The 23332-nt window shown below is 74.3% G+C and carries 23 protein-coding genes; 15 read left to right on the top strand and 8 right to left on the bottom strand.

Going from position 1 to position 23332, the window contains the following annotated elements:
• Nucleotides 1-10: 10 nt before the first annotated feature.
• The 8 genes from AB0N63_RS13230 (at nucleotide 11) to AB0N63_RS13265 (ending at nucleotide 9821) form a co-directional block, all read left to right on the top strand.
• Nucleotides 11-1375: an FAD-dependent oxidoreductase gene (locus AB0N63_RS13230; RefSeq protein WP_365528077.1), complete on the top strand. Its 1365-nt coding sequence runs from the start codon at nucleotides 11-13 to the stop codon at nucleotides 1373-1375.
• A 725-nt stretch (nucleotides 1376-2100) separates the two neighbouring features.
• Nucleotides 2101-3222 (top strand): YihY/virulence factor BrkB family protein, encoded by a 1122-nt coding sequence (locus tag AB0N63_RS13235; RefSeq protein ID WP_365528079.1) that lies wholly within the window; start codon nucleotides 2101-2103, stop codon nucleotides 3220-3222.
• Nucleotides 3223-3260: 38 nt separating this feature from the next.
• The gene (locus AB0N63_RS13240) at nucleotides 3261-3617 is read left to right on the top strand and encodes a hypothetical protein (protein WP_365528082.1); all 357 of its coding nucleotides are present in this window, start codon (nucleotides 3261-3263) and stop codon (nucleotides 3615-3617) included.
• A 145-nt stretch (nucleotides 3618-3762) separates the two neighbouring features.
• Nucleotides 3763-4638: a hypothetical protein gene (locus AB0N63_RS13245; RefSeq protein ID WP_365528085.1), complete on the top strand. Its 876-nt coding sequence runs from the start codon at nucleotides 3763-3765 to the stop codon at nucleotides 4636-4638.
• A 149-nt stretch (nucleotides 4639-4787) separates the two neighbouring features.
• Nucleotides 4788-6032: a hypothetical protein gene (locus tag AB0N63_RS13250; protein ID WP_365528088.1), complete on the top strand. Its 1245-nt coding sequence runs from the start codon at nucleotides 4788-4790 to the stop codon at nucleotides 6030-6032.
• Nucleotides 6033-6144: 112 nt separating this feature from the next.
• Nucleotides 6145-6675 (top strand): 2Fe-2S iron-sulfur cluster-binding protein, encoded by a 531-nt coding sequence (locus AB0N63_RS13255; RefSeq protein WP_365528091.1) that lies wholly within the window; start codon nucleotides 6145-6147, stop codon nucleotides 6673-6675.
• Nucleotides 6672-7664 (top strand): xanthine dehydrogenase family protein subunit M, encoded by a 993-nt coding sequence (locus AB0N63_RS13260; protein ID WP_365528094.1) that lies wholly within the window; start codon nucleotides 6672-6674, stop codon nucleotides 7662-7664. Before AB0N63_RS13255 ends, AB0N63_RS13260 begins: the two co-directional genes overlap by 4 nt.
• Nucleotides 7665-7721: 57 nt before the next feature.
• Complete coding sequence (locus tag AB0N63_RS13265) at nucleotides 7722-9821, top strand: xanthine dehydrogenase family protein molybdopterin-binding subunit (RefSeq protein WP_365528097.1); 2100 nt, start codon at nucleotides 7722-7724, stop codon at nucleotides 9819-9821.
• Between the two features lie 49 nt (nucleotides 9822-9870).
• Here AB0N63_RS13265 and AB0N63_RS13270 read toward each other — a convergent pair whose 3' ends face one another.
• The gene (locus AB0N63_RS13270) at nucleotides 9871-10818 is read right to left on the bottom strand and encodes a hypothetical protein (protein WP_365528099.1); all 948 of its coding nucleotides are present in this window, start codon (nucleotides 10816-10818) and stop codon (nucleotides 9871-9873) included.
• Between the two features lie 185 nt (nucleotides 10819-11003).
• Between AB0N63_RS13270 and AB0N63_RS13275 the strand changes: the two genes are divergently transcribed.
• From AB0N63_RS13275 to tgmB, 3 genes are all read left to right on the top strand, one after another.
• Entirely contained in the window at nucleotides 11004-11345 is a 342-nt protein-coding gene (locus AB0N63_RS13275) for a YkvA family protein (RefSeq protein ID WP_365528101.1), read from the top strand.
• A 121-nt stretch (nucleotides 11346-11466) separates the two neighbouring features.
• Complete coding sequence (gene tgmA, locus AB0N63_RS13280; RefSeq protein WP_019980824.1) at nucleotides 11467-11658, top strand: putative ATP-grasp-modified RiPP; 192 nt, start codon at nucleotides 11467-11469, stop codon at nucleotides 11656-11658.
• 15 nt (nucleotides 11659-11673) lie between these two features.
• The gene (tgmB, locus tag AB0N63_RS13285; RefSeq protein WP_365528104.1) at nucleotides 11674-12657 is read left to right on the top strand and encodes an ATP-grasp ribosomal peptide maturase; all 984 of its coding nucleotides are present in this window, start codon (nucleotides 11674-11676) and stop codon (nucleotides 12655-12657) included.
• Nucleotides 12658-12860: 203 nt separating this feature from the next.
• Here tgmB and AB0N63_RS13290 read toward each other — a convergent pair whose 3' ends face one another.
• The 4 genes from AB0N63_RS13290 to AB0N63_RS13305 form a co-directional block, all read right to left on the bottom strand.
• The gene (locus AB0N63_RS13290) at nucleotides 12861-13118 is read right to left on the bottom strand and encodes a DUF5133 domain-containing protein (protein WP_365528106.1); all 258 of its coding nucleotides are present in this window, start codon (nucleotides 13116-13118) and stop codon (nucleotides 12861-12863) included.
• A 150-nt stretch (nucleotides 13119-13268) separates the two neighbouring features.
• Complete coding sequence (locus AB0N63_RS13295; RefSeq protein ID WP_365528109.1) at nucleotides 13269-13514, bottom strand: WhiB family transcriptional regulator; 246 nt, start codon at nucleotides 13512-13514, stop codon at nucleotides 13269-13271.
• 442 nt (nucleotides 13515-13956) lie between these two features.
• Complete coding sequence (locus AB0N63_RS13300) at nucleotides 13957-15720, bottom strand: ABC transporter ATP-binding protein (RefSeq protein ID WP_365528111.1); 1764 nt, start codon at nucleotides 15718-15720, stop codon at nucleotides 13957-13959.
• A 115-nt stretch (nucleotides 15721-15835) separates the two neighbouring features.
• On the bottom strand, nucleotides 15836-16372 hold the full coding sequence (locus AB0N63_RS13305; RefSeq protein ID WP_365528114.1) for a hypothetical protein: 537 nt from the start codon (nucleotides 16370-16372) through the stop codon (nucleotides 15836-15838).
• 511 nt (nucleotides 16373-16883) lie between these two features.
• Here AB0N63_RS13305 and AB0N63_RS13310 point away from each other — a divergent pair.
• Together AB0N63_RS13310 and AB0N63_RS13315 are read left to right on the top strand one after the other, a co-directional pair.
• On the top strand, nucleotides 16884-17114 hold the full coding sequence (locus AB0N63_RS13310) for a DUF397 domain-containing protein (protein ID WP_009193407.1): 231 nt from the start codon (nucleotides 16884-16886) through the stop codon (nucleotides 17112-17114).
• 133 nt (nucleotides 17115-17247) lie between these two features.
• Nucleotides 17248-18168, top strand: coding sequence for a helix-turn-helix transcriptional regulator (locus AB0N63_RS13315; RefSeq protein ID WP_365528116.1), 921 nt, complete (start codon nucleotides 17248-17250; stop codon nucleotides 18166-18168).
• Nucleotides 18169-18263: 95 nt separating this feature from the next.
• On the opposite strand, the gene AB0N63_RS13320 is transcribed toward AB0N63_RS13315, so the two are convergent.
• Nucleotides 18264-19082, bottom strand: a complete 819-nt coding sequence (locus tag AB0N63_RS13320; RefSeq protein WP_365528119.1) for an SAM-dependent methyltransferase — start codon at nucleotides 19080-19082, stop codon at nucleotides 18264-18266.
• Nucleotides 19083-19301: 219 nt separating this feature from the next.
• Between AB0N63_RS13320 and AB0N63_RS13325 the strand changes: the two genes are divergently transcribed.
• Nucleotides 19302-19520: a hypothetical protein gene (locus tag AB0N63_RS13325; RefSeq protein ID WP_365528122.1), complete on the top strand. Its 219-nt coding sequence runs from the start codon at nucleotides 19302-19304 to the stop codon at nucleotides 19518-19520.
• A 206-nt stretch (nucleotides 19521-19726) separates the two neighbouring features.
• Here the strand turns inward: AB0N63_RS13325 and AB0N63_RS13330 are convergent, their stop codons facing one another.
• Nucleotides 19727-20005, bottom strand: coding sequence for a GlsB/YeaQ/YmgE family stress response membrane protein (locus tag AB0N63_RS13330; RefSeq protein ID WP_169438346.1), 279 nt, complete (start codon nucleotides 20003-20005; stop codon nucleotides 19727-19729).
• Nucleotides 20006-20162: 157 nt separating this feature from the next.
• Here AB0N63_RS13330 and AB0N63_RS13335 point away from each other — a divergent pair, with 157 nt between their 5' ends.
• Complete coding sequence (locus AB0N63_RS13335) at nucleotides 20163-21278, top strand: PP2C family protein-serine/threonine phosphatase (protein ID WP_365528124.1); 1116 nt, start codon at nucleotides 20163-20165, stop codon at nucleotides 21276-21278.
• Between the two features lie 297 nt (nucleotides 21279-21575).
• On the opposite strand, the gene AB0N63_RS13340 is transcribed toward AB0N63_RS13335, so the two are convergent.
• Nucleotides 21576-23006, bottom strand: coding sequence for an MFS transporter (locus AB0N63_RS13340; protein ID WP_365528173.1), 1431 nt, complete (start codon nucleotides 23004-23006; stop codon nucleotides 21576-21578).
• Between the last annotated feature and the right edge of the window lie 326 nt (nucleotides 23007-23332).

Here is a 23332-nt window from a genome sequence, read left to right on the forward strand (position 1 = left end):
GAACCTGATCATGCCGCGCCCCCTGCGGGTAGCCATCGTCGGAGCCGGCCCCGCCGGCATCTACGCCGCCGACGCCCTGCTCAAATCCGGCGTGGCCGCCGACCCCGGTGTGTCCATCGACCTCTTCGAGCGGATGCCGGCGCCGTTCGGCCTGATCCGTTACGGCGTCGCGCCCGACCACCCCCGGATCAAGGGCATCGTCACCGCGCTCCACCAGGTGCTCGACAAGCCCCAGATCCGCCTGTTCGGCAACGTCGACTACCCGAACGACATCGGCCTCGACGACCTGCGCGCGTTCTACGACGCGGTGATCTTCTCCACCGGCGCCACGGCCGACCGGGCGCTGCCGATACCCGGCGTCGGCCTCGACGGCTCCTACGGCGCGGCCGACTTCGTCTCCTGGTACGACGGGCATCCGGACGTGCCGCGCACCTGGCCGCTCACGGCCGAGAAGGTCGCGGTGCTCGGCGTCGGCAACGTCGCCCTCGACGTGGCCCGCATCCTGGCCAAGACGGCCGACGAGCTGTTGCCCACCGAGATCCCGCCGAACGTGTACGAGGGCCTGAAGGCCAACAAGGCGCTGGAGATCCACGTGTTCGGCCGGCGCGGCCCCGCGCAGGCGAAGTTCAGCCCGATGGAGCTGCGGGAGCTGGACCACTCCCCCACCATCGAGGTGATCGTCGACCCCGAGGACATCGACTACGACGAGGGCTCGATCGCCACCCGGCGCGGCAACAAGCAGGCCGACATGGTCGCCAAGACCCTGGAGAACTGGGCGATCCGCGACATCGGCGACCGGCCGCACAAGCTGTTCCTGCACTTCTTCGAGTCCCCGGCCGAGATCCTCGGCGAGGACGGCAAGGTGACCGGGCTGCGCACCGAGCGCACCGAGCTGGACGGCACCGGGAACGTGAAGGGCACCGGGACCTTCAAGGACTGGGACGTCACCGCGGTCTACCGCGCCGTCGGTTACCTCTCCGACCGACTGCCGAAGCTGCCGTGGGACGAGGCCTCGGGCACGGTGCCCGACGAGGGCGGCCGGGTCATCGGCGAGACCGGCGAGCACGTCCAGTCGACGTACGTCACCGGCTGGATCCGGCGCGGTCCGATCGGCCTGATCGGCCACACAAAGGGGGACGCCAACGAGACGGTCGCCAACCTGCTGGACGACCACGCCAACGGCCGCCTGCACACGCCGGCCTCCCCCGCCCCCGAGGCGGTCGAGGCCTTCCTCGCCGAGCGGAACGTCCGCTTCACCACCTGGGACGGCTGGTACCGCCTGGACGCCGCGGAGAAGGCCCTGGGCGAGCCCGAGGGCCGCGAGCGGGTGAAGATCGTGGAACGAGAGGAGATGCTGCGCGCCAGCGGCGCGTAGCCCCTCCGGGGCAGCCTGTGCCGCCCCGCGCTGTGCCGCGCCCCGCTCTCGTCGCCGCCGCCCCGGCCACGCGCCGGGAGCGGCCGAGCGCGGCCGGGGAACTCAGGCGCCGCCTCCCGGCCTGGCGCGTCCGGCGCGGGACCGACGGCCGCGCGTAGGCCAGGCGCGGTACGACCGCCGCGCGCGAGCGCGCCACCCGCCTCCACCCGGGGCCTCGACCTCCGGCGGAGGCGGTCGCGTCTTCCCGCTCCTCGGACGCCGTCCCTCGCGGGGCGGCGGGAGCACCGGTGCGGCGCCCTCGGCGAGCGCGGGCCCCGCAGGAGGCCGGGTGGACACAGCATGCGTCCCGGACCCGCCCGGGCACCCCGGCGGAAGCGGCCGCCCGTACTCGTGCCGCGGCACGGACGGAAGCAACACCGCCGCGACGCCCTCGCGGGGCGCGGGCCCTGGGGGGCCGGGCGGGCGCGCCACGTATCCCGGAACCCGCCCCGCCCGACACCCGGCGGAGCGGCCGCGCACCGAGCCCGGCGCGCGCTCCGCGCTCGGTCGGCAGGCGCTTCGGGTGCGGCGCGCGCGCAGGCCCGTGTCGCCCGCGCGGCGGAAGCCGGATCGCGGTGTCCGCGCGGCGCCGACGGGATCCCGGCTCGCCGGCGCCGCCGCGTGGCGGCGCCGAACCCGCCGCGTCCGCCACGCGTGTTTGGCCGCTGGGCGGACACCCGGAGTGCATGAACCGTCTGCACCTTCCCGGTCACCGGGACCACTCCACCGGCAAGGACGCCCGCAAGCGCGGCGAGGACGACGGGCGGGAATACGCGCGCGGCGCGCACGAGGCTCCGGACGCGCGGGAGAAGTCGCCCGAGGAGTTCGGGCCGGACGCCGCGGCCGAGCGGGACGCCCCCGACTCGCCCACCGAGCTGCCCGGCCGTTCGTGGCTCGCGGTGCTGCGCCGGGTCGTCGCCGAGTTCAAGGACGACGAGCTGACCGACCGGGCCGCCACGCTGACGTACTACGGCGTGCTCGCGCTGTTCCCCGCGCTGCTCGTGCTGGTCTCCCTGCTCGGCATCGCCGGTCACTCGGCCACCCAGCGGGTCCTGGACAACCTGCAGAAGCTCGCGCCGGGTCCGGCCCGGGACATCATCGTCAACGCGGTGCACCAGCTGCAGAACAGCGCCGGTCTGGGCTCGGTGCTGGCCGTGGTGGGCGTGCTCGGCGCCGTCTGGTCGGCGTCCGGTTACGTCGCCGCGTTCATCCGCGCGGCCAACGCCGTCTACGACGTCCCCGAGGGCCGCCCGGTGTGGAAGGTGCTGCCGCTGCGGGTGGCGCTGACGGTCTCCCTGATGCTGCTCGCCGTCGCCAGCGCGCTGATCGTGGTCTTCACCGGCAGCCTGGCCCGCCAGGCGGGCACCGCGCTCGGCCTCGGCGACGCCGGGATGACCGTGTGGTCCATCGCGAAGTGGCCGGTCCTGGTCGTCCTGGTCACGATGATGATCGCCCTGCTGTACTGGGCCACCCCCAACGCCCGGGTCCGCGGCTTCCGGTGGATCACCCCGGGCAGTGTGCTCGCCCTGGTGATCTGGCTGGCGGCCTCGGCCGGCTTCGCCTTCTACGTCGCCAACTTCGGCTCGTACAACAAGACGTACGGCGCACTGGCCGGTGTGATCATCTTCCTGGTCTGGCTGTGGGTGACCAACCTGGCCATCCTGCTGGGGCTGGAGTTCGACGCGGAGATGGCGCGCCAGCGCGTGATCGACGGCGGGCACCCGGCGGACGAGGAGCCCTACGTGGAGCCCCGTGACACCCGCACCTGGGACGAGCAGGACCAGCGTCGCATGGAGGACGGCTGCTGAGCCCACATGGCCGCGGGGGCGGCGGGTACCCGGACGGCATGACTGGACACAGCGACACCCCCGGTCCCGAAGAGCCGCGCGGCGCCGAACGGCGGGAGACCGGGCAGAACGACATCGAACGGGACCAGGAGGAGCGCGCCGCCTCCCGTCCGTTCAGTTATCCGTATCCGGAGCGGCACGCGGGCGTCCGCGCCACCCGGCACATCTCGCGCGAGCAGGCGGACGCGGACAGCACGCCGGGCGTGCCCGGCGGCTACGGCACCACCAGCGGCGGCCAGCCCGGCGCCCGCAGCGGCGTCCACCCGGGCCGTGACGACGGCTCCGAGGAGGCCGGCTACCCCGACACGATCGCGGGCGGCGAGGCGCGCCCCGAGGACGCCGAGGAGCGTCCGTAGGCGACGACTCCGTACGAACGAGCCGTGCCCCCCGTGGCACGGCTCGTTCCACGTCCGCGCACCGGGCGGGCGTGAGCGGTCCCGGACAGGGAAGCAGGGACGAACCGAACAGAGACCGACGAACCCGTACGGGAGGAGAGGAACCGTGTCGCGAGTACGGATCGCCACCGCCGTCGCCACGCTGAGCCTGGTGTCAGGGGTGAGCGCCTGCGGCAACGGCTCCGGGAACGGGACGGACCGGGACGGCGCCGCGGGTGCGGGGTCGAACGCGACCCCCAGGGCGCAGGCGGTCCAGGACGCCTACCGGAAGACCGTGGCCGCCGACAGCGCGCGGATGACCGTCACCAGCGAGGCCGTCGCCGAAGGGCAGAAGGTGACGGCGTACGGGGACGGCGTGGTGGACCTCGAAAACGGCGCCAGCCGGATGACCGTGACCTCGCAGGGCAGCAGGATCGAGCAACGCGTCGTCGACGGCACCCTCTACCAGAAGCCGTCCGGCTCCCAGCGGGCCGGGTTGCCCGGCGGGAAGAGCTGGATGCGCGTCGACCTGGAGCGCCTGGCCCGCTCCGGGTCCGCCGGCCGCACCCGGGCGAGCGACCCGGCCGAGCCGATCGGTTACGTCAAGGACGTGCGGGCGGCCGACGTCACCCGGGTCGGCGAGGAGACGGTGGACGGCACGGCCGTGACCCGCTACCGGGTGAAGGTGCCCGTGTCGGCGCTGGCCAAGGGCGGCGCCGCCCAGGCCGCGGAGCTGAGCCACCAGCTCGGCAGCGCGACGCTGCCGGTGGACCTGTGGCTGGACGGCCAGGGCCGGATGCGGCAGGAGCGGGTGCGGATGAGCCTGAAGCCGCTCGCGCAGCGCGCCCCGGGCCGGGAGGACACGCGGGTGACGAGCACCACGGTGCTGAAGTTCTCCGACTTCGGCACGGACGTCAACGTGACGCCGCCGCCCGCCGCCGACAGCGCGGACGTCACCGACAGGCTGCTCAAGAGCGGCACGAGCACGGCACGGACCGGCTGACCTCGGGCGCGGCCCGGCGGACGGAGCGTCGGCGGCCGGACCGCTGCGGGCGCGCCGGGACGCGGCGGCGTGCGACCCCCGGGCGAGAGATCATGATCCGCTACCGTGATACTGGCAGTCGTACGCCGTCCCCGCCCGCAGATTGGCCCATGTCGAACTCTTCCTCACCCCGTCCCGCGGCTCCGCCCACGGTGTGGTCGGCGCGCGGCCGCCACACCGGCCCGGCCGCGGCGGACGTCGTACGGCGCCGGCTGGAGCAGCTCACGGCCGAGGGCGGGCTGCACAGCCATCTCGAACCGGACGACGCCCGGCCCGACGACGACCACGTCTTCGAGGCCCGCTGGCTCGCGCCCGGCGAGGTGACCGTACGCGCCCGGCTGGCCCTGTCGCCGCAGCGCGGCTCCGCCCTGGACCAGGAGTGGGTGCTGATCGCCGAGGCGGAGCAGCCCTGGGACGCCCGGTGGCCCTCCCCCGCGACGATGTTCTGGCCACGGGACCCGGGTTCGGGCTGGGACCGGGAGAGCGGCACCGGGGCACGTCTCGGGGACGCCACGCCGCTCCCGGAGGACGACAAGGAGCTGCGGCGGGTGCTGCGGCACGCGGTGCGGGACACCTGGTGCGTCCACCTCGTGGTGCACGAGGCGATGACGCCCGACGCGCGCGGCAGGGAGGCGCTGGTGCGGCTGCTGCCCGAGGGGCTGAGGCACCGGGTCGTGGAGCACCGTGCCGCCCCGCACCGGCTGCGGGCCGTCAACTGGGTGCTGGACGACTTCGGCGCCCGGGTGCCGCGCGGCGGCGCGGTCGTCCTGCCCGGCGCGGCGGCCGGCGCCGACTACGACGCGGAGGACTTCTCCGTACGCAGCGTCTTCCTGGACGGTTCCGAGCCGGTGGAGGTCCTCGACGCGGTCACCCGGTTCGCCGCACTGCCGCTGCCCCTGCCGGACGGCGGGGAGGCCGCGCTGGCCGCGCTGCGCGAGCAGTGGCACCTGATGACCATGGAGGAGGAGCTGGCCCGCGCGCGGGAGCTGGTCGCGATGTACGCCGAGGCGCTGGACGCGATGACCAAGTCCCGCGATCTGTACCGCGAGGCGGCCGAGCGGGCCAACGAAGCCCTCGCCGTCTACCGCGAGGCGGCCGGCGCGCCGAGCGCGCTGCCCGTGCCGAAGCCGGGCCGCGGCTCGGCGGGCTCGCCGTTCCAGCAGCTGGCGCGTGGTTTCGGACGGCTCCGCAGCTCGGCCCTGTCCCTGCGACCCGGTGCCGCCGAGCCCGGGCCGGCCGCCGCCCTCCCCGCGGCCGGCGCACGGCGGGAGCCTTCCGTCCCGCCGCCCCCCGGTCCCCCGGCTCCTCCCGGTCCCCCGCCGGACGCTCCGGACCCGCGCCGGACCGAGGACTGAAGTCCTCGGTCCGGCGCGAGTCCCGCGTGCCGGGACGTGTCAGCCGCCGCAGGCTGGATACGCGGTCTGTCCGTACACAGCGGCACGGCACGTCGGGAAGGTCATCCACGCCATGGGCAGCGAAACACACCGTTCCGTGACGACGCTCCGCGTCAACGGCAAGCCCCACACCCTCGTCCTGGACAACCGGCGCGTCCTGCTGGACGTCCTGCGCGACGACCTGGACCTCACCGGCGCGAAGAAGGGCTGCGACCACGGCCAGTGCGGTGCCTGCACCGTGCTGGTCGACGGGCGCCGGGTGAACAGCTGTCTGCAGCTGGCGGTCGCCCTGGACGGCTGCGAGGTCACCACCGTGGAGGGCCTCGCGGGCGACGGGGAGGAGCTGCACCCGCTCCAGCACGCCTTCCTGGAACGGGACGCCTTCCAGTGCGGCTACTGCACACCCGGCCAGATCTGCTCGGCCGTCGGAGCGCTCGCCGAGGCCGCCGCCGGACACCCCTCGCACGTCACCGATCCCGCCGCACCGTCCGGTCGGCCGGTCCCGCTCGACGCGGACGAGATCCGCGAACGGCTCAGCGGCAACCTGTGCCGGTGCGGCGCCTATCCGCGCATCGTCGAGGCGGTCGAGGACGTGATCCGGTGAACCCGCTGGGATATGTCCGCGCCACCACCGTCGAGGAGGCCGCCGAGGCCTGCGCCGCGCACCCCGGCGCCCGCTACCTCGGCGGCGGCACCAACCTGGTGGACCTGATGAAACTGGGCGTCGAGGAGCCCACCCTGCTGGTGGACGTGAACCGGCTGCCGCTGGACACGGTGGAGGAGTTGCCGGACGGCTCGCTGCGGGTGGGGGCCCTGGTCCGCAACAGCGACCTCGCGGCGCATCCGCTGGTCCGCGACCGCTACCCGGTGCTGTCGCAGGCGCTGCTCGCGGGCGCCTCCGGCCAGTTGCGCAACGCGGCCACCACCGGCGGCAACCTGCTCCAGCGCACCCGCTGCCAGTACTTCCAGGACCTGTCCAAGCCGTGCAACAAGCGCGAGCCCGGCAGCGGCTGCGGCGCCCGGGAGGGCGTGCACCGCGACCACGCGGTCCTCGGCTGGTCCGAGCAGTGCATCGCCACGCACCCCTCCGACATGGCCGTGGCCCTGGCCGCGCTGGACGCGCGCGTGGAGCTGTACGGCGAGCAGGGCGCCCGCGGCGTCCCGGCGGCCGAGTTCCACCGGCTGCCCGGGGACAGTCCGCAGCAGGACACCGTGATCCGCCCCGGCGAGCTGATCACCGGCGTGGTGCTGCCGGCCGCGCCCGCCGGACTCCCCTCGGCCTACCGCAAGGCCCGCGACCGGGCGTCGTACGCCTTCGCCCTCGCCTCGGTGGCGGTGGTGCTGCGGGTGGCCCGGGGCACGGTCGAGCACGTCGGGCTCGCCTTCGGGGCGCTGGCCCACCGGCCCTGGCGGGCGGTGGAGGCCGAGGAGGCGCTGCGGGGCGGGCCCGCCACCCCGGCCGCGTTCGAGGACGCCGTCGACCGGGAGCTGGCCGCGGCCCGGCCACTGCGGGACAACGGCTACAAGGTGCCGCTCGCCCGCGCCCTCGCCGTGGACGTCCTGACCCGGCTCGCGGCGACCGCCGACGCCTGACCTCCGCCCTGCCCCCCTTCCGCCAGGACCCGAACCGTCATGTCACAGGAGGACTCCATGGTCGCCACCGCAACCGCGCTGGGCGCTCCGGCCGAGCGTCGGGAGGGGCGCCTGAAGGTCACCGGCGGCGCCCGTTACGCGGCCGAGCACCCGCTGCCCGGCCGGGCGCAGGCCTGGCCGGTGCCGGCCTCGATCGCCCGGGGCCGGGTGACGGCCGTCGACACGACGGCGGCCCTGGCGATGCCGGGCGTGCTCGCCGTGCTCACCCATGAGAACGCACCCCGGATCGCCGAGCCCGACGACCCGATCCTCGCCGTCCTCCAGACCCCCGAGGTGCCGCATCGGGGCTGGTTCGTCGCCCTGGTGGTGGCCGAGTCCCTGGAGGCGGCGCGGGCCGGCGCGGCGGCGGTCCGCGTCGAGTACGCCGAGGAGCCGTTCGACGTCACGCTGACGCCGGACCACCCGGACGCCTACGAGCCGGAGACCGCCAACGGGGGCCACCCGGGACGCCGCGAGCACGGGCATCCCGAGAAGTCCTTCGACGCGGCCGATGTCCGTCTCGACGTCGCCTACCGGGTCCCGCCGCTGCACAACCACCCCATGGAACCGCACGCCAGTACGGCGCAGTGGACGGCGGACCGGCTGACGGTGTACACCTCCAGCCAGGGCGGCAGCGATGTGCGCGACGCGCTCGCCGCGCTGTTCGAACTGCCCGCGGAGCGGATCACGGTCGTCTGCGAGCACGTCGGCGGCGGTTTCGGCTCCAAGGGCACCGCGCGCCCGGACGTCGTGCTCGCCGTGATGGCCGCCCGCTCGACCGGCCGGCCCGTCACCGTTGCGCTCCCCCGCCGCTGTCTTCCCGCGGTGGTCGGCCACCGGGCGCCCACCCTGCACCGGCTGCGGCTGGGCGCCGCGTCCGACGGCCGGCTGACCTCGCTCACTCACGAGGTCGCCACCTGCACCTCGCGCATCAAGGAGTTCGTGGAGCAGGCAGCGGTGCCGGCCCGCGTCATGTACGCCGCGCCGAACAGCCTCACCACCCACCGGGTGGTCCGGCTCGACGTGCCCTCCCCCTCGTGGATGCGGGCGCCGGGCGAGTGCCCCGGCATGTACGCGCTGGAGTCCGCGATGGACGAGCTGGCCGAGGCGCTCGGCATGGACCCGGTGGAGCTTCGCGCCGTCAACGAGCCCGACCGTGAGCCGGACAGCGGCAAGCCGTTCAGCAGCCGCCACCTGGTGGAGTGCCTCCGGGAGGGCGCGCGGCGCTTCGACTGGGCGCGACGCGACCCGCGGCCGCGTGCGCGGGCGGAGGGCCCGCTGCTCCTCGGGACGGGCGTGGCCGCGGCCACCTATCCTGTGCTGGTGCAGCCGTCCACCGCTCAGGCCCGGGCGCTGCCGGACGGCACGTTCGAGGTGCGGGTCAACGCCACCGACATCGGCACCGGGGCGCGTACGGTGCTCGCGCAGGTGGCGGCGGACGCGCTCGGCGTGCCGCTGGAGCGGGTGCGGATCGAGGTGGGCAACAGCGATCTGCCGGCCGCGTCGCTGGCCGGCGGCTCCTCCGGTACCGCGTCGTGGGGCTGGGCCGTGCACGAGGCGTGCGTCCGGCTGGCGGCTCGCCTGGCCGACCACGCGGGCCCACCGCCGGGCGCCGGGCTCAGCGCCCGCGCGGACACGGCGGGCCAGGCGGACGCGGAGAGTTCGTACGCGCGCCACGCCTTCGGGGCGCACTTCGCCGAGGTGGGCGTGGACACGGTGACGGGCGAGGTGCGGGTGCGCCGGATGCTGGGCGTCTTCGCGGCCGGGCGCATCCTCAACCCGCGCACCGCGCGGTCCCAGTTCGTCGGCGCCATGATCATGGGGCTGGGCATGGCGCTGACCGAGACCAGCACGATGGACGCGGCGTTCGGCGACTTCGCGGAGCCGGACCTCGCCTCGTACCACGTGCCCGCGCACGCGGACGTGCCGGCGATCGAGGCGCACTGGATCGACGAGGACGACAGCCACCTCAACCCGATGGGGAGCAAGGGCATCGGCGAGATCGGCATCGTGGGCGCCGCCGCGGCCGTCGGGAACGCCGTCCACCACGCCACCGGGATCCGCTTCCGCGAACTGCCGCTGACGCCGGACCGGGTGCTCGAGGCGCTGGCCGGCTGACGGTCGCTCCGCCGGCCGGCCGACGCTGCTCGTGCGGCTCGCGCCGGGCTCAGCCGCCGGGCCGCGGCGTGGGGTGCCGCTCGGCGATGTGCACCATCAGCAGCAGGGAGAGCGCGGCGAGCGAGGCCAGCGAGGCACACACGGCGGTGAGCCCCGCGCTGGCCGGCGGGGCCACCGTGATCGACAGGGCCTGCGCCAGCTCCCGCGGCGCGAACCGGCCCTCGACGTACCCGAGCCCGGCCAGCACCGCCGGTACGACCGAGCCGGCGACCAGCACCACCACCCCGGCCCGCACCACCAGCGCGACGGCCAGCGCCCCGCACAGCCCGGACGCCAGCAGGGCGAGGACGTAGACGGGCAGGGGCGCGCCCTCCCGGCGCAGCGGGAAGTGGGCGGCGGCGCACACCACGAGCGCTGCTGCGGCGACCCAGCCCGGCCAGAAGGCCAGCCGCGCGGCCACCCGCCCGGCGACTTCGGCGCGGAGGGGCCCCGGGGCGCGGTCCTCCCCCGGCGGCCGGGGTCCGGCGCCGGGCTCGGCACCGCGGACGCCGGTGGGGCCGGTCATCGGCTCCTCGCCCGGCGGGAACTGCTCCTGCCGGGCGCTCGACTCGCCGGAGGGGTCCCGGGCGAGCCGTCCGACGAGACCGGCGGCGAGCGCGTCGGCGCTGCGCGCCCCGACCGCCGCGCGGACCGCCGGGGACCGCTCCAGCAGGGTGACGAACCGGAGGACATCCTCCGGGGGCCACTCGGCCACGGCAGCCCGCGACGGCCCGGAGGCCGTTGCGGGGGCGGCGCCCGGGGCCGGAGCGGACGCCGAGGACGGACCGGGGGTCACGGCCGTGCCGGGGGCCGCCGGGTCCGGGGCCGGGGCCGGTTCGCCGTCCGCGTGTTCGCCCTCTCCGTCGCCCGCCGGCCCACCGGGCGGACCGGCCCAGGGGGCCTCCTCGGCGACGACGACGGACAGGTTCGGCTGGGGTGGTGAAGAGCGGGTGGTCATCAGGGCTCCAGGGCAGGGATGCGGCCGCTCCTGCGCCCCCGAAGTGCGACACGCGACTTACCCTGACCATTACTAGAGCGGGCCGTACCACACCGCCACCCGGGCGCGGCGCGGGAGTGACCGGCCGCCGGGCGGCAAGAAGCTGGGGGACGGGAACCCTCACGGACGGAAAGGGGAGCGGACCCGTGGACTCCACCTCGAAGGTGCTCCTCCTGGCCGGTGCGGCGGCGGCCGCCGTCCTCGCCGTGGCCGCCGTGCTGCTGATCCGGCTCGTCCGGGCCCGGCGGGACCTGCGCCGCGCGGGGCTGCCGACCGGGCCGCGCTGGGTGTTCTGGGGGGCGATCCTCTACTTCGTCCTCCCGTTCGACGTGCTGCCCGACCCGGTGTACCTGGACGACATCGGCGTCCTGCTGCTGGCGCTGCGCACGCTGCACGGCGCCGTCGGCCGCGAGACCGCCCTGCCGGCGCCCCGGCCGGGCCGTTTCGGCTTCCGAAGGCAGCCGGGCGCCGACGACTACGCTCCGTAAGGAAACCATTCACCCGTTCGATTCGTATAAGGGTCGGGAACCCGAAACAAAGTCAGCGGGCCAAGCGACGCCGCAAGGACGACCACCGCTTGATCGCGGCTGCACCGACAGGGGAGAGACGATGCAACCGTTCGCGCTCAACTACGCCCGGCCCGCCGTGGACAGCGAGGCCGTGCTCCCGTACGTCTACGACGATGGACTTCAGTTGAACGTGCTCCTGGACGGCCGGATCGCCGCGACCGACGCCGCGCTGCTCAGGGAGCTGGGCACCACGACCTCCACAGCGGGCTCCAAAACACACTTCGACGACTGAACACGGCCGGCGACGATGACCGTACTCATCCTCACCGGCGAGGAGGACGTGACGGCGGACATGGTGGTGGTCCGCCTGAACGCCGCCTCGGTGCCCGTGGTCCGGCTCGACCCGGCCGATCTGACCGCGGGGGTCGCCCTGTCGGGCGAGTACGTGCACGGGTCGTTCCGCGGTCATCTGTCCGCCGGGGGACGGCTGGTGAGCGTCAGCGGGCTGCGCTCGGTCTGGGTGCGCAGACCGGGTGCGCCGGCGGCCCGGGCGGCGCACCCGTCCCCCTGGCTGACCGAGGAGGCCGGACAGGCCCTGTACGGCATGCTGCGCGGCTGCGAGGCGCGCTGGATGAACCATCCGGACGCGGCCCGGCGCGCCCGGCACAAGCCGTGGCAGCTGCGACTGGCCCAGCGCTGCGGACTGCCGGTGCCCGCCACGATCGTCACCACCTTCCCGCAGGCCGCGCGGGAGTTCGCGGCGCGTTTCCCGGACCTGGTGGTCAAGCCGGTCTCCGGCGCGCATCCGCAGGAGCCGCCGCGGGCGGTGCCCACCAGCCGGGTCGCGCCGGACACGGATTTCGCGGCGGTCGCCTACGGCCCGACGCTGCTCCAGCGGCGGATCGCCAAACGCGCCGACATCCGGCTGACCGTGGTGGGCGAGCGGCTGCTGGCCGCCCGCAAGGAGACCCCGGCGGACGCGGACCCGGACGAGGTGGACGTGCGGTTCGCCACCGCCGCCGCACCGTGGCTGCCCGTCGACGTCCCGCCGCGGACGGCCGCCGGTGTGCTCGCCTATCTACGGGCGGCCGAACTGGCTTACGGCGCTTTCGACTTCGCGGAGGACGGCGACGGGACCTGGTGGTTCCTGGAGTGCAACCAGTCGGGGCAGTTCGGGTTCGTCGAGGTGGAGACGGGACTGCCGATCGCCCGCACCATCGCCGAGTGGCTGTCCCGCCCCGCGCCGCGGGAGCCCGGGTGCGCGGACGACCGGCGCCTGACGGCTCCGTGACGCGGCCGCGACCGGTGGCCCGCTCCCCCGGCGGGTTCGGCGCGCCGGGCGGCGGCGGTGCGGCTGGAGGGTGCGGGACGTGGGCGGAGCGGTGGAGGCGGGTCGTCCATGGCCGGATCACGACCATGGGCCGGCCGGCGTCCCGGCACGCGGTGCCAGGCAAGGGCCGGCCCCGGATCCCCGCGTCCGTCCGGTGGGCGCCGTCACACGGCCAGCGACAGACCGCTGTCCCCGTCGGCGTCCGGCACGGCGCCGGCGGTGCGACCGGCCGCGAGGAGCAGCGCGTCGGCCCGGTCGATGGCCTCCTCGACGCCGGTGGCGCCCATCATGACGCACAGGGTGTAACTGACGTCCTCCAGCTCCCGAGCCGTATCGGCCCGCTCCCTCTCCGCCTGAGCGATCTTCAGCGATGCGTACCGAGTCAGCAACGTCCTGACGACCTTCGGGTCCGGTACCAGCACGGAGCGCCCCTCTCTCGAATTTTTTCTGCGTATGCCCCAGGCACGCCGTGCCATGCACGCCGACCGCCTCGCGGCAGGTGATTGACCGGATTCAGTCGGTTTCCGGTGGTTCCGTATCGGTCGGGCCGCGCCGCCCGGATGCGGCGGCGGTCACCGGCGGCTGCCTCCGGAACCGCTGCTCGCGGCGGCACGGCGCTCCCGCGCGGTCATGCCGCCCCAGACGCCGTCGTACTCCCCGTGGCGCAGGGCGAACTCACGGCACTCGCGCAGCACGGGGCACCGCCGGCACACGGCGCGGGCCTGTTCTATCTGGCGCAGCGACAGCGCGCCCTCGCCGAGCGGGAAGAACAGCTCGGGGTCCTCGGAGCGGCATGCGCCGCGCTCGCGCCAGTTCACGGTCGCCGCCCCTCCGCTCCGGACCGCACCCGCGCGGTGGCCCGGCCCGTCGCCGCGGGTCCGGCACCAAGGGCGCGGAGCGCGGTGCGGTCCTGCCGCCCGCCGGGCTGGATTCTCTGGGGGACACTCACCGCAACCTCCGCAGAACACTCGGCCGCACATGCCCGGGCAACCCCCGTGCGCGGCGTCAGGGCGCCGCACGACCCGGCAGAGGTATCCGCAATATAGGTGCTTTTCGGGCGTTCGGCCAAGATTGGGCGAACGGCGCGCACGACGGACACCGAAGAACGCGGCGTCAGAAGCCCACGACGGCGGAGGGCTTGCGTCCGGCAGGGCGTTCGGACGGTGAATTCTTCGTACGCGTGGCCGGATTCGCGCGGTCGACCGACGTCCCGGCGTGCAGCGATCCGGCGGGCGCCGGCTCCGCCCGCCGGACGGCGCGTCAGGCCACCTGCCCGCCGTGCAGGGCCGTGTACGCCCCGCCGCGGCGCAGGAGTTCCTCGTGCGTGCCGATCTCCTGGATGCGGCCGTCCGCCATCACCACGATCCGGTCCGCGCCGCGCACCGTCGACAGCCGGTGCGCCACCACGAAGGTGGTGCGGCCGCGCAGCAGCCGGGCGAGGGCCTGCTGGACGAGCGCCTCCGAGCGGGTGTCCAGCGCGGAGGTCGCCTCGTCCAGGACGAGCACCTTCGGGTCCCGGATCAGGGCACGGGCGATGGCCAGGCGCTGGCGCTGGCCGCCGGAGAGCCGGGCACCGCGCTCGCCGACCAGGGTGTCCAGGCCCTGCGGCAGCCGCTCCACGAACTCCAGCGCGTTGGCGTCGCGCAGCGCGGCCCGCACGCTCTCCTCGTCGGCGTCGTCCATGCCGTAGACGACGTTCTCGCGGACCGTGCCGTCGAACAGGATCGACTCCTGCGGCACGACCGAGACGAAGCGCCGGTAGGTGCGCAGGTCGAGGGTGCCCATGTCGGTGCCGTCGAGCAGCAGGCGGCCCGCAGTGGGCCGGATGAAGCCGATGACGAGGTTGAGCACCGTGGACTTGCCGGCGCCGGAGGCGCCCACCAGGGCGATGGTCTCCCCCGGCGCGACCGAGAGCGTGAAGTCGCGCACTGCGGGCCGCCCGTGGTCGTAGGCGAGGTCCACGCCTCGGAAGTCGACGGCCCCGCGCACGGCGGTGACCTCCGCCTTGCCCTCGTTGTCCTCCAGTTCGGGGGCCTGGAGGACCTCGCCGACCGACCGGACGGACTCCAGGCCCTTGGTGATGACGGGGGCCAGGGAGGCCAGGGTGGTGGTGGAGTTGGTGAGGGTGGTCAGGAAGGCGCTGAGCATGACGACGTCGCCGGGGGTGACGCCCCACACGCCGTAGTAGGAGGCCAGGGCGGCGCCGGCGAGGACGGAAACGCCGACGACGTTGAGGACCACCCAGGCCAGCGAGCCGAAGCGGCCGTTGACCAGGTCGAGGCGCAGCCCGGAGGTGAGCAGCCGGTGCAGGGTGCCGTCCATGCGGCGCAGCGCCTTGCCCTCCAGTCCGTGGGCGCGGGTGACGGGAATGAGCCGGGTCATCTCCGTGACCCGGGAGGAGAGGGTCTCCACCTCGTGCCGGAAGTGCTCGTTGTGGGTACGCAGCCGGGCCCTGAGCCGGGCTACGACGAACGCGGCGGCGGGCACGACGACGAGGAAGACGGGGAGGAACTCGGGGGTGCGCACCGCGATGACGGCGAGGCCGCCGACGAGGACGGTGAGCGCGCCGAGGCCCTGCTCGGCGGTCTGCTGCACCATCTGCTCCACGGTCTCCACGTCCCGCACCACCTTGGCCTGGAGCACGCCGGCGCTGACCCGCGAGTGGTAGCCGATGGAGAGCTGCTGCATCCGGGTGCACAGCGCGGAGCGCAGTCCGGTGCCCATCCGGCGCACACTGCCGTAGAGCAGGCGGACGTAGAGCAGGTGCAGGGGGTAGTTGACCACCAGGACGAGCAGGATGAACCCGGTGCTGATCCACAGCCGGGTGATGGGGCCGTGCTGGACGACCGTGTCGATGAGGGCCCCGGTGATCAGCGGCAGCAGCCAGATCGGGCTGTGCTTGACGGTGAAAACGCCCGCCGCCGCGGCCAGCCGGGCGCGGTCGGCGCGCAGCAGGTAGGCAAGGGTGCGGACCGGGTGTTCGTCCCGGTAGCTGTGGTCGAGCGGTCTTTCCGGCGACGCCATCGGCGGATCCCCTCCCAGCTGCCGTGGGGACGGGCAAGCGCTTGCACCGTCCGGGAGGGACTACATCACGTCCGGTGGCCCGCTGTCCGGGGGGCGTCCGGTGTGCGAGACGGGCCTACTCGGCCAGGGCGTCGGCCAGTTCGGTGGTGGCCCGCGCGATCTCGCCGTCCGGTTCCGTCAGCAGTGTGTCCAGGGCGCCGCGCCGGGCGCGAACCGCCTGCCGGGCCCGCAACTCCCACACGGCCGGGTTCTCCCGGTGGTTGAGGAGTTTGGGGTAGACGGCGGCGACGGACTCCCACTGCCGGGCGTCGGCGATGCTCTTGAGCAGCTGGATGATCTGCGGCCGGCACGTGACGTGCGGCAGTTGGGCCAGCTCCCACAGGAACGGGACGGTGGCGGCGGTCGCCTGCTCGACGACGAAGCCGTACTGGCAGATGCGCTCGCGCAGTTCCTCCAGGGCTACCCGGGCGGTGGCGGCGTCGCCGCGGGCCACCCGGCGCAGCAGGTGCGGGATGGCGGCGGCCGGGCCGGTGGAGTCCCTGATGTCGCTCCAGGGCACCTGCCCGAGACCGGCCAGCGGCGCGGTGGCGGTCGCGCCGGTCGAGGGGTCGGTGCGCTGCGTGCTCGGCTGCTTGGTCGGTGCGGTGGGCATGGCGTCGGGCCTTTCCGCGGCGGTCTATGGGGGGTGGGCGGTGGTTCAGTGATGCGGATGCCGCGAGCCGGGTGCGCCGTCGCCGGTCCGGCGTGGGCGGACGGCGGGCGCACTCGGCCGCGTCTTCCCGCGGGCAGCGGGTGGGCGCGGTCCCCGGCGGGGTGCGGTGTCGGAGAGGGCGGCGTGCGCCGCGGGCGCCGTCCCGGCGGCCGGGCCGCCGGTTCCGTGCGTCCGCGAGGGCGTGGCCGTGACCGCTCCGTGCGGTGCGGGCGACGAGCTCACCGGTGAGAGCACGGCATCTCCCTGTTGACCTGATGCAATGTCAATCTGCCGCGCCGACCCGGGGGTTGACGCCCTCGCTATTATCCACCCTGTCAGCGCCCGCGTGCAATTGCACGCGAAATTTCTCGTGAAAGTGCGCGGGAAGGGGAAGACTCCGGTCGGGCACGGCCGGTCTTCGACCTCGGGGCCGGGCCACCTCACGACGGTACGGAACAGCAAGGAGACTGCGGTGCCACCAGTGCGCAACGGAGTGCGGGCCAGTTCGTTGGACGCCCGCTGGATCAAGAGCAGGCACAGCAACGCCGAGGGCAACTGCGTGGAGGTCGCGGCCCTGACCGGCGGGGACATCGCCATGCGCAACTCCCGCGACCCCGACGGCCCCGCGCTCGTGTACACCCCGGCGGAGGTGGCCGCGTTCGTGGCGGGCGCCAAGGACGGGGAGTTCGACCACCTGCTGTGAGGCCGGCGGCGGACATCCGCCCGCACTCCCCAACAGGCCGCGCAACAGACCGATTTCGGCCGACGGACCTGCCCTGTGACGGACCGGTGCGATAGTCTTTGCCGTACGTCTGTCGGTCCACCGGGGAGTCAGGATGTCCGCCGAGCAGCATCGCCTCTCCCGCCTCGAACCGTATCTGGAGCGGTCCGAACCGGCCCCGACCCTGCTGAAGCTGCTGGTCGGCGTGCAGTTGGCGGGATTCCGCGAGGACGCCCGGATGTCGCAGGAGCAGGCGGCGCGCGCACTCGGTTTCAGCGCCGCCAAGCTCTCCCGCATAGAAGCGGGCAAGGGCCGCCGCCCTCCGGCCGAGGGTGACGTCCAGGCCCTGCTGCGGCTGTACGGCACCAACGACTACGAGGCGTCGGTCCTGCTCAAACTGTTGCGCCGCGCCGGTGAGCCCGGCTGGTGGCAGCGCTACGACAAGCGGCTGATGCCCGAGTGGTTCGACCGGCTGGTCGGACTCCAGGAGGCGGCGGCCGCGATCCGCACCTTCGAGATCCAGTACGTCCCCGGGCTGTTGCAGACTCGCGACTACGCCCGTGCGGTGGTGGAGCGCGGCCTGCCGACCGCCACCGCCGGCGAGGTGGAACGCCGCGTCGAACTGCGCACCCGACGAACCCAGTTGCTGACCAGACCGGAGGCCCCGCAACTGTGGGCGGTGGTCGACGAGTCGGTGCTGCTGCGGGTGCTCGGCAGCCGCGAGATCATGCGGGACCAGCTCGCCCACCTCATCGAGATGGCCCAGCTGTCCAATGTGACGGTGCAGATCGTGCCGCTGGACGCGACCAAGGCGTCGGCGCCCGCCATACCGGTCACCTATCTCCGCTTCGGCGGGTTCGACCTGCCCGACGTCGTCTACCTGGAGCACATCAGGAGCGCCCAGTTCCTGGAGGACCGGGACGAGACGGAGGAGTACCGGATCGCCCTGGACCGGCTGGCGGACGAGGCGCTGACACCCACCGAATCACTGGATCTGCTCCGCCGGACGAGGAAGGAACGCTACCCGGCGTCCTGAGCCGAGGTACGCGACGCCGGGCACGCGCACGCCCCTCGCAGGACCACCACCGGTGATCCGGAGGGGCGTTGCCGCGTCGGCGGGCCGCGGTGCGACTACCGGACGACGCCTATGCCGCCGAACTCCACCCACTCGTGCGTGAGCTGACGGGGGGCCACCTCCGTGTCGGGCCGCCAGGTGGAGACCTCCACCAGCCCCGGATCGAGGATCTCCAGCCCCTCGAACCACTCGGCGACGTCCTTCTCCTGCCGGACCCGGCCCCAGTGGCCCTGGGTGGCCTGGTCCATGAAGTTCGTGACGAAGTCACGCACCTCGGGGTCCTCGCTGACCAGTTGGCACATGAGCATGATGCTGCCGGGCGCGAGCCGGGAGCGGACCCGCTCCACCACCGCGAGCGGTCCGTCGGTGTCGCTGTCCGGGATGCAGTGGAAGACCGAGTTGAACAGCACGGCCACCGGCTGCGAGAAGTCGATCAGCCGCTCCGTGTCCGGGTGCCCGAAGATCTCGTCGGTGCTGCGCATGTCGGCGTGGATGACCGCCGTGCGGTCGTCCTGCTGAAGCAGGGCCCGGCCGTGGACCAGCACCATGGGGTCGTTGTCCACGTAGACGACGTGGACGTCCGGGTCGACGCGCTGGGCGACCTGGTGCACGTTGTCCTGGGTGGGCAGACCGGAACCGTGGTCGAGGAACTGCCGTATGCCGTACTCCTGAGTGAGCGTGCGCACGGCCCGCTGCAGGAAGCGGCGGTTGTTCAGGGCCAGCCGCCGGGTGCTGGGGACGACCTGGTCGAGTTCCTCGCACGCGGCGCGGTCGGCGGCGTAGTTGTCCTTGCCGCCGAGATAATGGTCGTACATGCGTGCTGCGGTCGGCACATTCTGGTCGATATGCGTGGACAACTGGTTCTCCGCAGGCATCCGTCCCCCAGATTCGCCGAAATCACCGCACCGGCCACGGGCGGGTCCGATAGAGATTACATCTTATGGAACCCGATTTTGCCCGAACCAGACCATGGGCAGGGGCAGTTGGCGAACTCCCGGTCGACATGGGCGATCGTCACGAATTCTTCACTTCGCCGAGCCCATCAACGGACGGGTTCGGAGCACCCGCCTCCTGGAGTCGGACAAGGGGGCGTCGTGGTATTGGTCGCTGTTCTGTTGCTGCCCCTCGTCTCCGTGCTCCTTGTGGTGATGGACCGTATCGAGGAACGCGTGTTCAGGCCCGCGCAGGAACGGGGCCGGCACGCCGGGCACCGCAGGCATCTGCGGCTGATCCCGGGCGGTCGCCGGGGTACCGCACCGGACGCGGGCGACTCGGCGGCCATCTCACCGGACGAGCGACGGCGGGCCGCCTGAGCCGTCGTACGCCCCGGAGACGAAGGGGGCGGTCCGGACGGCTTCGTCGTCGGCCCGGAACACCGCCCGCTCCCGTACGAAGCCGTTCGACCGTGGCCACATGTGCCGTTCCTCCATGGACATGCGTGTGGCCGGGTCGATGGGTTCGGCCCGGCCACACGTCACGGTGTTCCAGCGGAGGCGTCATTGTGACGCGCTCATGACATTCAGGCGTGGCGGTGCGTGCTGCGGTTGCCCGTGACGAGCCGGTACAGCACCAGCAGGATCAGCGAGCCGACGATCGCGGCGACCCAGGTGGACAGCTCGAAGAAGCCGTCGATCGAATCGACGCCGAATATCACCTTGCCGAGCCAGCCGCCGAGGAGCCCGCCCGCGATGCCGATCAGCATCGTGATGATGACGCCGCCCGGGTCCTTCCCCGGAAGGAGCAGCTTGGCGATGGCGCCGGCGAGCAGACCGATCAGGATCCAGGCGATGATGCCCACTTTTCCTCCACAAGGCATTGGCGGTATGTGCTTTACCGGATGCACGGATCGGGCGGCGGCAAACCTCCCCCGCGGCGATTCGGGTACGGGCCGCCCGCGTTTCCCGGAGCCGCCGGCCCGGCGTGCGGGACGGGGGCCGTCGTAGCAGCGTGGTGGTGTGCTGAAGCTGCCTGTCCGGGTGTCGCACCGCGACCCGCACCGGCGGGGCTGGCTGCGGGGCGCCCCGCCGCCCCGCTGGGTGCGGGTATTGCCCGTCCTGCTGGTCGTCGCCGTGTGCGTGGCCACCCTGGTCAGCCCCAGCCGGCTCGACATCGGCTTCCTGCTCGGCGCCATCCCGCCGCTGGCCGTGCTGTCGTACGGGCCGCTGGCGACCGCGCTGCTCGGCTCCGCGGTGGTGGTGCTGCTGAGCGTGCCGGCCTTCGGGCTGGACCATCCGGGCAACACCGACCTGGAGACGGTCGGCTTCGTCGCCCTGCTGAGCGTGTTCCTGTCCTTCGTGCGCAGCCGCCGCGACGCGCAACTGGACCTGGAGCGCACGGTCGCCGAGGCCGCGCAGCGGGCCGTGCTGCCGCCGCTGCCCGAGCGGGTCGGGCCGGTGTGCTGCGCCGGCCTGTACCGGGCGGCGCAGCGTGGGACGCTGGTCGGCGGGGACTTCTTCGACGTGCGCCAGGGGCCGCGGGGCGTCCGTGCGGTGATGGGCGACGTCCAGGGGCACGGGCTGGCGGCGGTCTCCACCGTCGCCGCGCTGCTCGGCGCCTTCCGCGAGGCGGTGCTGGACCGGCCGGACGTGACGGCCGTCGCGGGCGCGCTGGACCGGCGGCTGGTGATGGACTCGGCGGAGGTCCGGCACGCGGAGCTGTTCGCGACCGCCGCGCTGCTGGAGTTCTCCGCCGACGCCCGCTCGGTGCGGATGGTGACCTGCGGTCATCCGCCGCCGATTCTGTTGCGGGACGGCGCGGCCACGGAGATCGGAGTCGCGCCGTGGACCCCGCTGGGGCTCGGCCTCTCGGAGGGCGCCCCGCACCCGGACGGCCACACCGTTCCGCTGCGCCCCGGCGACGTACTGTTCCTGGCCTCCGACGGCGTCACGGAGGCCAGGGGCCCCGGCGGGGAGTTCTATCCGCTGCTGGACCGGTTGCCCCCTCTGGCGGGCGGCGCACCGGCCGCCCTGGCCGACCGGGTGCTGGCCGACCTCCTGTCCTACTGCGGGAGCGTCAACGACGACGTGACGATGCTCGTCCTGACCCCCTGCCCGCCACCGGACGGCGAGTGACCGTGGCGGCGCGGGCGCGGCGCGGCCGGCGCGTTGCGGAGCCGCCGCCCGGGCGGGCGAACGGCCGACGCCCTCCGCGACCGGTCCGCGCCCGGGCCACCGGGACGGCACGCCACAGCCGCCGGACCGGCTCCGTGCGGAACGCGCGCACCGCGCGGGGCCCGCTGGGGTGAGCCGTACGCGTGGAGCACCTGGAGCCGTACGGGTAGGCCGGCACGGTCCGCACGCACCGGATGCCGCAGGCCGTACGGGTGGGCCGCCCCGATCCGCACCGGCAGGCCACCATGGGCCGGGTGGTCAGGCCACCGGGGTGCAGCCTGCGGCGCAGAGTTCGCCGTGGGCGGGGGTCGTGCAGGCGGCGGGAGCGGCCGGTGCCGGGCGACGGCCCGGGACCGGCATGAAGGTGACGGGGACGGTGCGCCGCGCGCCCGCGCCTGCGCGCCGGGCCCTGCGGCCGCGCAGGACGGCTCCGGCGCCGATCGCGCCCGCGACCAGGACGCCACCGATCACGAGCGCGCCCCGGGCGCCCGCGGTCTGCATCAGCAGACCCAGCAGCGGAGGACCGACCAGGCTCCAGCCCGTGCCGGCGGTACGCCACACGCCGAGGACGCGGCCGCGCAGGTGCGCCGGCGGATCGGTCTGGAGCACGGTCGTGCCGGCCGTGTCGGAGACGGACTCCACCACGGCCATCGGCGCGACGAGCAGCAGCAGGACCCACAGGCTCGGGGACAGACCGGCCCCGATCTGGAGCACGGCGCCGGTGGCGGCGAGCGCGCCGACCAGCCGGACCGAGGGGCTGCGCAGCCGGCCGGCCAGCACCGCACCGGCCACGCCGCCCACGGCCAGCACGGTGGAGACCGTCCCGAAGGCCCCGGCGGCGCCGCCCAGCGGCCCGGTGACCAGGACGGCCAGGGTCAGGCCGTAGTTCCGGCCGAAGACGCTGCTGAGCGCGGTGATGCCGGCCAACGCGACCAGGCGCGGGCGGCGCAGGAAGAACGCGAGGCCGTCGCGCGCCGCGGTGCCCCGCCGTTCGGGCGCCGGGCCGGCGGTCCGCTCCGTCGCTCTCCGGGACACCGGAGTCTGTTCCCCCGCGGCGGGGTGCGGGCGCAGGAAGGGGATCACCGCGGCGACGGCCAGGAACGACACCCCGTTCGCGACGTACGCCGCTCCGGGGCCCCACCAGCTGACCACCACACCGGCCAGCGCGGTGCCGCCCACCCGGCCGGCGCCGCTCACCACGGAGCCCAGCGCGATCGACGAGGCCACGTCCTTCGGCGGGACGAGGTCGTTGCCGAACAGGGCGCAGGCGGGCGCGTCGACGGTGGCGACGAGGCCGGTGACGGCCCCGAGCGCCATGAGCACCGGCACCGTCAGATGACCGGTGAGGACGAGTGCCGCGGTGAGGAAGCCGACGAGGGCGAGGAGGGCCTGGCTCACCGTGGCGGTGAGCCGGCGCGGCCAGGCGTCCACCACGGAGCCGCCGAGGACGCCGAACAGCAGTCCGGGGGCGGCCTGCACGGACAGTGACAGGCCGGTCGCGGCTGCGGAGCCGGTGAGGTGGAGCACCAGGAGGTTCTGGGCGGTCAGCTGCATCCAGGTGCCCGCGTTGGACACCAGATTGGCGGCGGACCACCAGCGCATGCCGGTGTGGCGCAAAGCGCGCCACGGGGCGCGGTCCTCGCCCGTCGCCGCACGGCGTTCGGGGCGGCGGGGCGCGGGCGGGGACACCCGGCGACGGCCCGAGGTGGCGGGCGGGGCCGGGGAGACAGGGGTGGAGGAAGCCACGGGAGGTCGCTTTGCGTGAGGGGCCGGACGGCGTGCCGTGCTGTGCCGCCAGAGGCGGCTCGACGGTGAGACGTGGCCGGGCACAGCGGTTGCCCATCTTCACAGAAGTCCCGGGGCGGTGGCGGCACGAGCCCCGTCCCCGGGTCCCGTGACCACCCCAACCGGTCCCGCGCGCAAGGGAGTCGGCGGTGCGGTGGTGTTCCTCACAGGGCGGCCGCCGACGGCCTCCGGGACACCGCGGTGCGCGGCCTCCGGGACGGTGCCACGCG

The sequence above is a fragment of the Streptomyces sp. NPDC093260 genome, from assembly GCF_040683715.1.
GTDB lineage: Bacteria > Actinomycetota > Actinomycetes > Streptomycetales > Streptomycetaceae > Streptomyces > Streptomyces sennicomposti.